Annotated in this window: 7 protein-coding genes and 6 pseudogenes; 7 read left to right on the top strand and 6 right to left on the bottom strand. The window is 65.4% G+C overall.

Annotation, left to right across the window (positions count from 1 at the left end; translation table 11 throughout):
• A pseudogene (locus E6W36_RS01195) lies at positions 1-1,174 on the top strand (cysteine desulfurase family protein).
• Positions 1,128-1,461 (top strand): annotated as a pseudogene (locus tag E6W36_RS01190) (2Fe-2S iron-sulfur cluster-binding protein). The pseudogenes E6W36_RS01195 and E6W36_RS01190 overlap by 47 nt, the downstream one beginning before the upstream one ends.
• A 2-nt stretch (positions 1,462-1,463) precedes the next feature.
• Here the strand turns inward: E6W36_RS01190 and E6W36_RS01185 are convergent.
• From E6W36_RS01185 to E6W36_RS20095, 5 genes and pseudogenes are all read right to left on the bottom strand, one after another.
• A complete protein-coding gene (locus tag E6W36_RS01185; RefSeq protein ID WP_222873498.1) occupies positions 1,464-2,372 on the bottom strand; it encodes a GGDEF domain-containing protein in 909 nt (302 codons plus the stop codon).
• A 298-nt stretch (positions 2,373-2,670) separates the two neighbouring features.
• Positions 2,671-4,035: a DEAD/DEAH box helicase gene (locus E6W36_RS01180; protein ID WP_222873497.1), complete on the bottom strand. Its 1,365-nt coding sequence runs from the start codon at positions 4,033-4,035 to the stop codon at positions 2,671-2,673.
• A 384-nt stretch (positions 4,036-4,419) separates the two neighbouring features.
• Positions 4,420-5,163 (bottom strand): annotated as a pseudogene (locus E6W36_RS01175) (NAD kinase).
• A 50-nt stretch (positions 5,164-5,213) separates the two neighbouring features.
• Positions 5,214-6,249: pseudogene (gene moaA / locus E6W36_RS01170) on the bottom strand (GTP 3',8-cyclase MoaA).
• Between the two features lie 83 nt (positions 6,250-6,332).
• Complete coding sequence (locus tag E6W36_RS20095) at positions 6,333-6,455, bottom strand: hypothetical protein (protein WP_281277403.1); 123 nt, start codon at positions 6,453-6,455, stop codon at positions 6,333-6,335.
• A 365-nt stretch (positions 6,456-6,820) separates the two neighbouring features.
• On the opposite strand from E6W36_RS20095, the gene E6W36_RS01165 reads away from it, so the two are divergent.
• The 5 genes and pseudogenes from E6W36_RS01165 to E6W36_RS01140 all read left to right on the top strand — a co-directional run bounded on the left by E6W36_RS01165 (position 6,821) and on the right by E6W36_RS01140 (position 10,411).
• The gene (locus E6W36_RS01165; protein WP_222873496.1) at positions 6,821-7,750 is read left to right on the top strand and encodes an ANTAR domain-containing protein; all 930 of its coding nucleotides are present in this window, start codon (positions 6,821-6,823) and stop codon (positions 7,748-7,750) included.
• Positions 7,645-8,916 (top strand): annotated as a pseudogene (locus E6W36_RS17230) (EAL domain-containing protein). Before E6W36_RS01165 ends, E6W36_RS17230 begins: the two are co-directional and overlap by 106 nt.
• 192 nt (positions 8,917-9,108) lie before the next feature.
• On the top strand, positions 9,109-9,777 hold the full coding sequence (locus E6W36_RS01150) for a hypothetical protein (RefSeq protein WP_222873493.1): 669 nt from the start codon (positions 9,109-9,111) through the stop codon (positions 9,775-9,777).
• Positions 9,684-10,259 (top strand): GGDEF domain-containing protein, encoded by a 576-nt coding sequence (locus tag E6W36_RS01145; RefSeq protein ID WP_222873492.1) that lies wholly within the window; start codon positions 9,684-9,686, stop codon positions 10,257-10,259. Before E6W36_RS01150 ends, E6W36_RS01145 begins: the two co-directional genes overlap by 94 nt.
• Positions 10,260-10,264: 5 nt before the next feature.
• A complete protein-coding gene (locus E6W36_RS01140; protein WP_222873491.1) occupies positions 10,265-10,411 on the top strand; it encodes a hypothetical protein in 147 nt (48 codons plus the stop codon).
• A gap of 219 nt (positions 10,412-10,630) precedes the next feature.
• Here E6W36_RS01140 and mfd read toward each other — a convergent pair.
• Positions 10,631-14,088: pseudogene (mfd, locus tag E6W36_RS01135) on the bottom strand (transcription-repair coupling factor).

The following is a 14,088-nucleotide window of genomic DNA, read 5'->3' as shown; positions in this document are numbered from 1 at the left end:
ATGACCTACTTCGATTATCAGGCGACGACGCCGCTGGCGCCGGAAGCGCTGTCAGCCATGATGCCGTATCTGACGGACAGGTTCGGCAACCCGCATTCGGCCGGGCACCGCTACGGCTGGGAAGCCAAAGCCGGCGTCGAGGCAGCACGCAAGCAGGTGGCCGCACTCGTCCATGCCGAGTCCGAGAGCATCCTGTTCACGTCTGGCGCAACCGAGGCCAACAACCTGGCGCTCATCGGCGCGATGCAGGCGGCACCCAAGGGCCGCAACCGGCTGGTAACCGCAGCGACCGAACATGCCTGCGTGCTGGGGCGGCGGAATGGCTGGCGGGGCAGGGCGTCGATGTCGTCGTTCTGCCCGTTGGCGCCGACGGGCTGCTGGACCTTGCAGACCTTCGCGCGGCCGTGACCCCGGAGACGGCGCTGGTCAGTGTCATGCTGGTCAACAACGAGATCGGCATTGTCCAGCCGATTGCCGAGATCGCGTCACTTGCAAAGGCCGCCGGCGCGCTGCTGCATTGCGACGCCGCGCAGGCTGCGGGAAAGCTGCCGATCGACGTCGCAGCGCTTGGCGTCGACCTGATGAGCATCTCGGCCCACAAGATGTATGGCCCCAAGGGCATCGGTGCGCTCTACAGGAAACCAGGGGTCGCTCTGGCGCCGCAGACCCACGGCGGCGGGCAGGAGGCGGGCTGCGCTCCGGCACCCTGTCACCCGCACTTGCGGCGGGTTTTGGTGCGGCTGCGAAGCTGGCGGCGGGGCGGCTGGCGGAAGACCAGCGGCATGTCGCGGCGTGCCGGGACCTGCTGCTGGACACGCTCTCGACACGACAAGTCGGTTATCGCCTCAACGGCGCGGCGTCGCCACGCTACGCCGGTAACCTGAACCTGTGTTTTCCCAATTGCGACGGCGACCGCTTAATTGCAGGCTTGCGCGGGTTCGCCGTCTCCTCCGGTGCTGCATGCGCGTCCGGCAGCGGCAAGCCTTCGCATGTGCTGGCAGCGCTCGGTCTGCCGCGTGATCTGGCCAAGGCGAGCCTGCGTATCGGCTTCGGGCGCGAGACGACGCTTGACGACGTGCGCCGTTTGGCGGAAGCGCTTGATGGTGCAACGCAGCAGGCGAGGATCTATGGTGACGGTGCGCTTCCGCACGACGGACGGCACGGTTCTGGCTGAAGCCGAGGCCCCGGCCGGGGCGCGTTTGCTTCATGTGGCGCAGGATGCCGGCATGCCGCTGGAGGCGCCTGCGAAGGTGCCATGGCCTGCTCGACCTGCCATGTGATCTTGGACGTGCGCGATTTCCACCGCCTGCCCCTCCACGCGAGGAGGAAGAAGACATGCTGGATTATGCGTTCGGTGCGACGGCGACGTCCCGGCTGGCGTGCCAGATCTGGCTGACCGATGACCAGCCGGTGCTGGACGTCATCATACCCGGCGGTGCGCGCAATCTATTGAACGTTTGATATCAGGCGCTTCGCGCGCATTTGCCGTCTTGCAGATCGATTTCCGTGCAGACGCGGTTCCGGCCAGTCTGCTTGGCGAGGTAGAGTGCGGCGTCGGCGCGTTCGAGCAGATCTTCGAGCGTATCGTCGCGTCGCATCTGGGCAATGCCCAGCGACATGGTGACCTGCCCGATGGCGTGGGACGAACGACGGACCTTCAGGGTGCGCGAGGCGACGAAATCGCGGAACTGTTCGCCGATGTCGCTGGCGGCCTCCAGGTCGCGGCCGGGCAGCACCACGACAAATTCCTCGCCGCCATAGCGCGCGGCAAAGCCGAGACCCGTCGATTGCCGCTCCAGCGAGTGCGCGACCAAACGCAGGACCTCGTCGCCAAGGCGGTGACCCCAGGTGTCGTTGAAATTCTTGAAATGGTCGATGTCGCAGAACATCACGGTCAGCGGCTTGCGGTCTGCGAGACTGCGTGCCGCCTGCGCATCGAGATAGACCTGTAGCGCCTTGCGGTTGGGCAGGCCGGTCAGCGGATCGGTGCGCGACTCCGAGCTCACGCGCTCCAGTTCGGCGCGCAGGCGTTCGATCTCCGCAGTCGACTGAGCAAGCTGGTTTTCCAGGCGCTGGGTCTTGGTCACCATGGCATCGGTTGCGGAGGTCAGCCGCGAAATCAGTTCCGCCTGCAACGCTGGATCGGTTGCGTTTTCCAGCTTGCGCCCGCCTGCCACCAGCGTGTCGCCATAGGCCTGCGCGGAGTGGCGCATGGCGGCGAGATTGCCGGATATGGAAGACAGTTCGGCGCTGCCGGTTTGAGCGATGCGGCGCAGCGCTTCCTCGAAGTCGGGTGATTCAACTTTGACGCGTACCGTGGTGAGAGCAGCTTCGGTCAGCCCGCCTGAGGCTTCGATTTCCTGATCGAGCATCGAGGCGAGCAACGGATCGGCCCCTCGAAGTAACGGTAAATAAGCTCAAAATTAGAAGGGGTTGCAACGATTCCAGAGTCTGAAAGCCAGGTCCATGCGCGTGCTGCAAGAGTACCTGCTTGTTGGCGACCGAACTTGGTCATGATACACAACGTCCCCTACAAGAGGGTTCCAGGGCCAAGATTACGCGGCCCTAGCTTTTTCCCTACCCGTTATAACCATAGTGCGGCAGGAATAAAAACGTTTACGCGAACGTGTACTGCAACTTAACCTTGAAGTGCGGACCGGGCGGAAATTCTCAGAAATGCCGGAATATCGTTGCCCCAGCCGATCGGCTCCGCGTCGTCGTCCGGGCGGCGGCGATCGCGCGCACGGCCGGGCTGTTTGCCGCGGGGAGCCGCGTCGTTGCTGCGCGGTGCGGGGTCCTTGTCGCGCTGCTGTTTTTCGGGGAGGCGGGCTTGTCAGGCTGCGTCGGCTTTTCGCTGCGGGCGCTGCGGGCTGGCCGCCTGCGCGATGTCGACGGGTGTTCCACATCCGCTGCCGGTTCCGCAGTATCGGAGACCAGCGGAATCTGAACCTGCAGCAGCTTCTCGATCGCCTGCACCGCTTCAAGCTCGGCTGGGGTCGCGAAGGTGATCGCGATGCCTGAGCGTCCTGCGCGCCCGGTGCGGCCGATCCGGTGCACATAGTCGTCCGGGTGGATCGGCACGTCATAGTTGAAGACATGGCTGACGCTGGGCACATCGAGTCCGCGGGCCGCGACATCGCTCGCCACCAGGATCGGCAACGCACCGGACCGGAACTTGTCCAGCTCGGCCTGGCGCTCCGGTTGCTCCATGTCGCCGTGCAGACGCCCGACGATGAAACCGTTACGCTTCAGGACGGTATGGAGATCGCTGACATCCCGCTTGCGGTTGCAGAAGATGATGGCGTTCTGGATCGGCTCGCTGCGCAGAAGGTCGGTCAAACGGTCGCGCTTGGTGCGTGCCGAGAGCCGGTAGAGGCGCTGCTCGATGGATGTGTTGGCGGTCGCCGGCCTTGACACCTCGATCAGTTTCGGCGCGTTCAGGAACTGGTCGGCCAGGCGCTTGATGGGCGGGGGCATCGTCGCGGAGAAGAACAGCGTCTGCCGGCGCGGCGGCAGCAGCTTGCAGATGCGCTCGATATCGGGAACGAAGCCCATGTCGAGCATGCGGTCGGCTTCGTCGATCACCAGGATTTCGACGCCGGACAGCAGGATTTTCGAGCGTTCGAACTGGTCGATTAGCCGGCCCGGCGTCGCGATAAGGACGTCGACGCCCTTCTCCAGCAGTTTGTCCTGGTCCCCGAAGGCGACGCCGCCGATAATCAGCGCCTTGGTGAGTTTCTGGAAGCGGCCGTAACGCTCGAAGCTTTCCGATACCTGGGTCGCCAGTTCGCGCGTCGGCTCCAGGATCAGCGAGCGCGGCATGCGGGCTCGTGCCCGGCCCTGGGCCAGAATATCGAGCATCGGCAGCGTGAAGGATGCGGTTTTGCCGGTGCCGGTCTGCGCAATGCCGAGCACATCACGCCCCTGCAGCACGATCGGGATCGCCTGCGCCTGGATCGGCGTTGGCTCGACATAGTTCATTTCGGCCAGCGCGTTGAGCAGTTCCTCGGATAATCCGAGCGCGTGAAAGGACATCAAGCTTCCGTAAAAGTAATGAGTGCCACCTTCGACGGGCAGCAGGCACCGCGCCTATACGTGACCTAGTGCGCGATTGGCAATCCGTGAGCCGCAGATTGCAGGTGAATTTCGACGTTAATGGCGTTTTTGCCTGGTGTCGTGGAATCGATGGTCGCCAAACGATGATATCGGGTGCAGCGGATTTTAGGGTCAGGACCCATTAACAACGAGGATCGTGCCGCCATCCGCAGGACGCGGCGCTTTTGGCGTGCAGGTTCGTTGCTCGGTCGTTGAATATGTTCAATATTCGCCTCCCTCGCGCCTGCCTGCGCGCCAAAATCGCCAGCGCCACGGCCTCATTCTTAATGAGTCCTGACCCTAGACTCGGAACACGAGCTAAGCTCAACTGATGAATTGCTCGAGCAGGATGCGATCGGCCAGCGTGTGGCCGGGATCGAACCATAATTCCAGCGCCAGATTGCGATCGGCGGCGATGGCGACCGACGCGACGTCACGCACTTCGATCTGATCGGCGACCGCCGAAACAGGGCGTTTTGACTCTCCAGCACATGAAATTCGACCTCCGACGCCAGCGGGATAATCGCGCCGCGCCAGCGCCGCGGGCGAAAGGCGGAGATCGGGGTCAGCGCCAGCAGGTCACATCAAGGGGCAGAATCGGGCCGTGCGCCGAAAGATTGTAGGCGCTCGATCCGGCCGGCGTCGCCACCATGACGCCATCGCAGACCAGTTCAGGCATGCGCACCAGACCGTCGATGCGAATCTCGATCTTCGCGGCCTGGCGCGTCTCCCGCAGCAGCGAGACCTCGTTGATCGCCGGCGACTCCACGACCTCGCCATGGATCGTGCGGGCAAGCATGCGCAGGGGTTGAGGAAAAACCGCTCCGACTGCTGCAGCCGCTCGATCAGCCGATCCTCGCTGTAGGCGTTCATCAGGAAGCCGACCGTGCCCTTGTTCATGCCGAACAGCGGCACGCGCTTGCGCATGATCTGGTGCAGCGTCTGCAGCATGAAGCCATCGCCGCCGAGCACCACCAGCACATCGGCGTCCTGCGGCTGCGACCATGGATAGAGGCGCTCGAGGCAAGCACGCGCCGCCAGCGCATCGGCTGTCGTGCTGGACACCAGCCCGCCGGTGCCGTGAGGGGTCGAAGCTTGCTGGGCCGGCGATCACCACCTCAGCCGCCTGTCATGTTCATGCGCCGGGCGACGCGCGGGGCGACGTTGCGGCGATCGACGATGAAATCATGGCCCTTGGGCTTGCGTGCTATGGCCGCGCGCACAACCTCGGCGAGTGCGTCGTCGTCAGGGTTTGCACGCAAGGCGGCACGCAGGTCCGCATGATCGTCCTGCCCCAGGCACATGTAGAGCTGGCCCGTGCAGGTCAGCCGGACCCGGTTGCAGCTTTCGCAGAAATTATGGCTGTTCGGCGTGATCAGCCCCAGCCGGCGTCCGGTCTCCGCGATGGTGAAATAACGGGCCGGCCCGCCGGTGCGGTGCGCACTTGGCTGCAGGGTCCAGCGTTGAGCCAGATCCTGGAACACGTCTTCAAGCGAGAGATATTGGTCGTACCGATCCTCATCCACGAGGCCGACCGGCATCGCCTCGATGAGGTCAGGTCATGCCCATGTTCGCCGCACCAGCGGATCATCGCATCGAATGCATCGTCGTTGACGCCCTTGAGCGCGACCATATTGATTTTGATCGCCAGTCCCGCAGCCTTTGCCGCCCGCAGCCCTTCGAGAACCGGGTCAAGCCGCCCCAGCGGGTGATGCGGGTGAAGCGTTCGGGGTCGAGCGTGTCGATGGAAACATTCACGCGCCGAACCCCGGCGGCGGCGAGTTCCCCGGCAAACCGGGTCAACTGGCTACCGTTGGTGGTCAGGGTCAATTCTTCCAGCCCGCCGGTTCCGATCCGGCGGCCAAGCGCGCGGATGAGTTCCAGTACGCCGCGACGCACCAGCGGTTCGCCGCCCGTCAGCCGCAGGCGCTTGACGCCAAGATCGATAAACACGCCGCACAGCCGCTCAAGCTCCTCAAGCGACAGGACCTCCGCCTTGGGCAGAAACGTCATGGTCTCCGGCATGCAGTAGACACAGCGGAAATCGCATCGATCGGTCACGGAAACCCGAAGGTAGGTGATCGCACGGGCGAAAGGATCGATCAGCGGCGCAAGGGCTGCGCCAGGCTGCGCCAGGCCGTAGGCAGCAGTCATGGGTTACGCTTTCCAGCAACGGGACACCGTCGTGGAAACATAGCGTGGAAAACGACGATTGTAAGTCCTCGCGCGTCGCCCGCTCAGCGCAGGCTCTCGATCAGGGAGCGTTGCAGGGTGTCAATGGTGCGGATCAGACTGGCGTTGGCCTTGTAGGAGGCGACGGCGAGCTTCGTGTTGACGATGTCTTCGGCCAGCGACGGCACATAAGCGCTGTTGCTCAGGGAACCGCACTTTGTCCAGACAGGCTTGCGGTCGGCGCCGGTGCTTGTCCGGGCTGCGCTGCGAGCGCTTCCTGGAAGCTTTTGCTTCGGCCGCCGGGCGTTGCACGATAGAAGTCGCAGCGGCGTTAATGCGCCGCGTCGCATCGTTCAGGCCCGCGACGGCAATCGTCAATGCCGGTCGCATGTTCACCATCCCTTGTCGACCCGCCGTGCGCCGTGCGCCAGCGAATACCTGCTCCGGTCAGGCGCCGGCTTATACTGTGGCTTATCCTGACCCGTAATATTTTGCATAGAAATGCTAATAAAATGTAAATACCGCTCAGATCCGCCGCACGTGCAAGTTTGCGGTGGACGGCAGCGCAGTTGCCTGCAAGAACGCGCGGCGAGGGGCACGCACGACGGAGGGCCATCCGCTGTTGACGCCGGACGCATCAGCGCTGATTGCAGGAAGCCGGGCGGCCGCGCTGTGCCGCCAGATCGCCGCCCTTGGCGTCTCGGCTCAATATCAGGCAAATTTCAACGACATCGCGGCCACACTGCGCCGTAGCCATGCGCGCGTTCTGGTCCTGGATGCGCGCGACGACCCGGCAGGCGCGCTGGATGCGCTATACAAGATCCGCACTCTCGAGGGCGAGCGCGATCTGGTCTCGATCATCGTGCTGCGTCAAGGCGACCATGACAGCCTGTCGCACGCGCTGGAAAGCGGCATCACGCACTTCCTGCTGGCACCTGTCCGCCCGATTGAGCTGGCGCAGTCGATACGCGCGGCGCGCGCAGTCAGCCATCGCCTGCTGGCGGCGCGCACCGCGCGGGCGCTCAGCGTGGCGCAGGCGGTCGATCAGGAATTGCCGCGCTGGGCGCTGGATGCGGAGCGGGGCCTCGTCGGCCTGTCGGGCGATCTGCAAAACATCATGACGACGGAAGCGGGCCGGGGCTGGTCCGTGCGCGGCATCCTGCGCAATACACCGGCCGAGGAGCGCCGGGTCCTGCTGCGGAAAATTCGTATGCTGTTTGCAGAAGGCGGCAGCACGACTGCGACGCACACCCTGACCGTCGGCAACCGGCGGCTTGCCCTTGCCCACCACATCAGTGCGCAGCGCGATGCCTCCGGCCGGGTGCGCACCCTGCTCGCGACCGTCGAAGACCGGGACGCCGCCACCAGTCGTGAGCAATTGCATGCGCATTTCGACCCCTTACGGGCCTGGCCGCGCAAAGCTATGCGCGCGCCTGGCTGCGGCAGCATATCGAGAACGCACCGCAGGAAAATTATGCCGTGATCGAGATTGCGGTCGCGCGGTTTGGGCATATCAATGCCGCCTATGGTCGGGAGACCGCCGAGGCGCTGCTGCAGGCGCTGGCCCGGCGGCTACGTCGCCTTGCGCTTTCCGAGGACGCGGACGCATCGGAAGCTCTGCTTGCACGGTTGAGTGGCGCCGAATTCGCGCTGATCGTCGCCGCCGGCGGCGCAGAAGAAGAAGCCCTGGAATGGGCCATTCAACTGGCACAGGCGTTCGAGCGGCCGTTCGTGGTCTACGGGCGTGCCATTCACCTCTCCTGCAGGATCGGCATCGCGCTGGGGCTGGCGCATCATCAGAACATGGAGACCATGTTCCGGCAGGCGGACCTGGCGCTGGCGCGGGCGCGCCGGCTCGGCCCGAACGGCATTCAGATTTTCACCGCCGAGCACGAACATCATGCGGCGACGCTGATCAGTCTCGAGACCGACCTGCGGGTCGCCGTGCAGGCGAATGCGCTCGATCTCGCATTCCAGCCCCAGGTCGACCTGGGGACAAACCGCATCGTCGGGCTGGAGGCGCTGGTGCGCTGGTCGCACCCCGTGCTCGGCGATATCGACCCGGAGACGGTGCTCTCGGTCGCGCAGAACGCCGAGATCGAAGCGGAGGTGGCCGAAGCCATCATCCGCCTGGCGTTGAGCCAGGCGGCCTCCTGACCGAACCGGCCCTGACGACGCTGCGGCTTTCGGTCAATGTCCTGCCATCGCAGATCCAGTGCCCGGATTTCGACCGGCGGCTCCAGCGCATACTCCACGACACTGGCTTTCCCCGACCGCCTGACGCTCGAAGTGACGGAAAGCGGCCTGGTCGACGATCTGGATGTCGCGAGCGAAATGATCGAGAGTCTGCACGGCATGGGCGTGCGGATCGCGCTGGACGATTTCGGGACAGGCTACTCGTCGCTCGCCTATTTGCGGGCGCTGCCGCTCGATTGCCTGAAGGTTGATCGGCGCTTCGTCACCGACCTCGCCGCGACCGGGCGCGACCGGATCGTGGTGCATGGCGTGATCGAGATGGCGCGCGCACTGGGCATCAGCGTCGTCGCCGAGGGGTCGAGACCCAGGCGCAACGCGCTCTGCTGGCGCGTGAGGGCTGCGACTGGTATCAGGGGTATCTCTGCACGCCGCCGCTGCGCCCGGAAGCGCTGAAAACCTTCTGCGCGCAATGGGCCCTGATCATCGGGGCACCCTGATCATCGGCCACGATTTCTTTACCAGCACAAAGGTATGTGCTGGAAGAAAGATAGGACGTCGATGCGACTTTCAAGCCTGCTCATCGTTGACCCTGACTCTGTAAGGGCAAGCTGTAACGCCAGTGTTCTCGCCAGCGGCGGCGGCGCGATGTATATCGCGCACACGCGCGACTCAGCGATCGAAATCCTGAAAAGCAACTACATCGAGCTGCTCATCATCGCGACGACCGGCCCGACGGGGACGCCGTACCCCGCGCTCGAAGCCGGGCTCGGTTGGGACGATGCGGTGGAGGTGGCGCGCGCAGCGCGAGACATTGCCTCGGAACTGGACACGGTGGTCGCGGCCATCGGCCTGCCCACCGCCACGAGCGATCCAGAGCTGCCGAATGCGCCGTTCGACTATTTCATGCCGCGGGTTTCCCACCCGCACCAGTTGCGGGTAAGGGTCGATGTCATCCTGCGCTTGCTGACCATGCAGCGCGAACTGCGCCGCCGGATCATGGTCGCAGCCCCTTTCCGCATGGGCGAAGGCCCGGAAAAGCTGCTGTCGCTTGATGCGCGGCCATCTCCGGCCTTGCGCGCCCGCGCATCGTCTACATCGATCTGGCGCGGGAGCAGGAACTGGATGTCGTCGAGGCGCTGGCGTGCGTCGGCGATGTCGTGCGCTATTCGGATACCGGCCTGGCGGCGAACGATCTCCGGAGCCTGCGCGCCGATCTGTGCGTGCTGCGCGCGGACGGCAATGATGGCGACGCCATTGAATTCATGCTTGGCCTGCGCAACCAGCCGGGCCTGTTCAATCTGCCGCAGATCCTGATTACGCCCACCCTCGCCGACGATACGTTGGGCAATCTATACGGCTCCGGCGTTACCGACATTCTGGTCGGCAGTATCGACCGCATCGGGCTGCTCAGTCACCTGCGTTCGGTCATCCGGCTGCAGCACATGCGGGCGGAGCTGTGCCAGGCCTGCCGCGAAACACCGGACGTACTGGTGACCGATCATCAGACTGGCGCGTTCAGCCATGGCTTCGGCATGGCTTATCTCGATGATCTTCTGCTCGACGGGCGCAAGCGCAAATGGCCCGTCTCCGGTGCCCTGTTCCGGATCGCCGATATTGCCCAGATCAACGCACAGTACGGGTACGCCGTCGGCGACTACCTGCTGCGCCACATGGTCGAACTGCTCTGCCGTTTCAAGCGCAGCGAGGATGTGGTGGCACGCATCGACGGTGCCACTGTCCTGACGGTGTTCCCCGATACCGACCCCACGGCGCGCGCGCCGCAGTCTCGCGGCTGACCTCCGTGCTGCGGTTCCGCAACTGCACGCTGCCGGGCAGTTCGGTCAGCCTGCCGCTCCGGGTGGAAAGCAGCCTTGTGAGCAGCATAGACGCGACAACGGCAATCGATTTTCTCCAGATGCTGCGCCAGCCTCAACGCCGCGCCGCCTGAAGTTTGCTGCGAGCAGCAGACAGGCTCTTTTCAACGACTTGGAGCAACTGATGCTTCCTCCCCATTGGGGAGGGGACCACCCGCAAGTGTGGTGGAGGGGTGGCCGACAGGCCGGGGTGGCTGCATTGCCACTTGCCACCCCTGGTCCCACCCGGGTGCTTTGCACCACCCCTCCCGTGAACGGGAGGGAGATAAGGGTCACTCCAGTGTCATCATGCTCTAAACCAGCGCCGCAAGGGCGCGGGCGAGCTGCAACGAGCCGTTCAGCCGCTGGCGCACCTCGCGCCAGTCGCGCGCATAGACCAGCTTCTGGTCCGGGCGCAGCTTGGCGGTGCCAGCCTGTTTCTGCAGGAAGCCGATGAGCGCGGGGACATTGACGAAACCGCCTTCCCGGAAGGTCACGACGGCGCCCTTGGGGCCGGCCTCCAGCCGGGCGACGCCGGCGCGGCGGCAGTGGTTCTTGATTTCGACGACTGCCAGCAGGTTTTGACCTCATCCGGCAGTTTTCCGAACCGGTCAATCAGTTCGGCGGCCAGGCCGTCGATCTCCGCGCGTTCGGTGATGTCGCCGATCCGGCGATAGAGGCCCATGCGCAGGCTGAGGTCCGGCACATAGTCCTCAGGGATGAGGACGCTGGCGCCGACTGTAATCTGCGGCGCGAACGCATCCTCGGGCGGCGCAAGTCCTGCAGACTGCGCGCGCGCGGCGGTAATCGCCTCCTCCAGCATCTCCTGGTAGAGTTCGAACCCGACCTCGCGGATGTGGCCGGACTGTTCATCGCCCAACAGGTTCCCGGCGCCGCGCTGATCCATGTCATGGCTGGCGAGCTGGAAGCCGGCGCCCAGCGTGTCGAGGCTGGCCAGCACCTGCAGGCGCTTCTCGGCTGACTCGGAGATGCCGAAGCGTGCCGGGGTGCACAGGTGGGCGTAGGCGCGGATCTTCGAACGCCCGACCCGACCACGCAACTGATAGAGCTGCGCCAGCCCGAACATGTCAGCGCGGTGGATGATCAGCGTGTTCGCAGTCGGGATGTCGAGGCCGGACTCGACGATCGAGGTCGAGAGCAGCACGTTGGCCTCGCCCGAGACGAAGCGGTTCATGCGCTCCTCAAGCTCGGTCGGGGCCATCTGGCCATGCGCGACCACATACCGGACCTCCGCGCCTGCTCGCGCAGAAAGCGCTCGAGGTCCGGCAGGTCGGCGATGCGCGGCGTCACCAGGAACGATTGGCCACCCCGATAATGCTCGCGCAGCAGTGCTTCCCGGATCACCACATCGTCCCAGGGCGCAACATAGGTGCGCACCGCCAGACGGTCGACCGGCGGCGTTGCAATGATGGAGAGATCACGCAGGCCGGTCAGCGCCATCTGCAGGGTGCGCGGGATCGGCGTTGCGGTCAGGGTCAGCATGTGGACCTCTGCGCGCAGGGATTTCAGGCGCTCCTTGTGGGCGACGCCGAAATGCTGCTCCTCATCGACCACCACCAGGCCCAGCCTCTTGAAGCTGATGGTCTTGCCGAGCACCGCGTGCGTGCCGACCACGATATCGATGCGCCCGTCCGCCAGGCCCTCGCGCACCCGGTTCGCCTCGCTGGTGGAGATCAGGCGCGACAGTTGCGCGACTTCGAGCGGTAGGCCGCTGAAGCGCTCCTTGAACCGATGGAAATGCTGGCGGGCAAGCAGGGTGGTCGGGCAGACGACCGCCACCTGCTGGCCGGCCAGGGCCGCGACGCAGGCGGCGCGCAGCGCCACTTCCGTCTTGCCGAAGCCGACATCACCACAGACCAGCCGGTCCATGGGGCGGCCGGAGCCGAGGTCGGCGAGCACATCCTCGACGGCGCGGGCCTGATCGTCGGTTTCCGTGTAGGGAAGCGCGCGCAGAAGGCCTGATATTCCCCATCCGGCGGGATCAGGGCGGGTGCCTCCTGCAGCGCGCGCTGCGCGGCGACGCGCATCAGTGCGTGTGCGATCTCGCGGATACGCTCCTTCATCCGCGCCTTGCGCGCCTGCCAGGCGGCCCCGCCAAGCCGATCAAGCGCGACGTCCTCGCTGTCAGAGCCGTAGCGCGACAGCACGTCGATGTTTTCAACCGGCACGTAGAGCTTGGCGTTGTCCGCGTAGGTCAGCGCCACACAGTCGTGCGGGGCATGGCCGACCTCGATCGTCGCAAGCCCCTCGTAGCGGCCGATGCCGTGGTCGGCGTGGACGACCAGATCGCCGGGCCAGCGATGACGCCTCGGTCAGGAACTGGTCGGCGCGCTTGCTGCGCCGGCGTGAGCGCACCAGGCGCTCGCCGAGGATGTCCTGCTCCGTCAGCAGTGCGACGTCCGGGCCGGTGAAGCCATGCTCCAGCCCCAGCACCACCAGCGCGATGCCGCTGTGGCCATGGCCGAGTGCCTCCTGCCAGGACTCGGCGAGCGCTACATTCGCGGCGCCATGGTCGCGCAGCAGGCCGGCGAAGCGTTCGCGCGCGCCCTCGGGTAGGTGGCGATCACTCTCTTGGTGCCGCGCTTGCCCAGGTCTTCGAGGTGCTGAAGCGTGGCGTCGTACACCTTGCCGGGCGCTGCCTGCCGCTCCGGCGCGAAGTCGCGCGCGGGCGTGAAGCCGCAGTCCGTGGCTGCCGCAGACGGCAGCACCGGGGTCAGGGCGTGCGCGCACACCGAGTCAAGCTGGCTGTCAAGCTCGGCCTGGTCGAGATACAGCAGCTCAGGCGGCAGCGGCCGGTAGGCGCCCTGGTTGTCGCTGAGGGCGGTCTTGCGCGCCTGATAATAGTCCTCGATGGCGTCCAGTCGGTTGGCCGCTGCAGATAGCGCCTGCGCTTCCAGCAGCACCAGATCGTCGCTGGACAGATAATCGAAGACGGTTTCCAGCGCCGGTTCGAACAGCGGCAGCCAGTGCTCCATGCCGGCAGCACGACGCCCCGCGCTGACGCTGTCATAAAGCGGATCGCTGGAGGCGAGTGCGCCGAACCGTTCGATATAGCCCTGGCGGAACCGCCGGATGCGCGCGTCGTCGAGCAACGCCTCGCTTGCCGGCAGCAGCGTGAAGTGCCTGGTTTTGTCGATGGTGCGCTGGTCTGCGGGGTCGAAGCGGCGGATCGATTCCAGTTCGTCGCCGAAAAGTCGAGCCGCATGGCCGTCTTCTCGGTTGCCGGAAAGACGTCCAGCAAGCCACCGCGCACGGCATATTCACCCGCTTCGACCACCATGTCGACCCGGTGATAGCCTGCGCGGTTAAGCACGGCGATCAGGTCGTCGCGGTCGACCCGTTCGCCGGTCCGCACCACGCGCGTCACCTGCGCCATGGTGGCACGCGGTTGCACCCGCTGCAGCATGGCGTTGACGGTCGTGACGATCAACGTCGCCTGTTCCGGGCGTGGGCCCGCAAGAAAGCTCAGTGTCGCCAGACGTTCCGCGGTCGTACGCAGCGCCGGCGACGAGCGGTCGTAGGGCAGGCAGTCCCATGCGGGCAGGCTGCGCACGGCGGCTTCCGGTGCGAAGAAGCGCACGGCGTCCGCAATCGTGGCGGCGCGTGCATCGTCGCGGGCAATGAGCAGCGTGCGTGCGCCGGGCCTGGTGGCGCGCAGGGCTTGCGCGACGACCAGCGGGGCGGCGCCGTCTGGGACATGGGCGAGCGTCTGCCGTTCAGCGGCGGCGGCGAGGGCGATTGGATCGAACAA

The organism is Hankyongella ginsenosidimutans, assembly GCF_005144965.1.
GTDB lineage: Bacteria > Pseudomonadota > Alphaproteobacteria > Sphingomonadales > Sphingomonadaceae > Hankyongella > Hankyongella ginsenosidimutans.
Note: the sequence above shows the minus strand (reverse complement) of the source record. Positions and strands in the feature narration are given on the sequence as shown.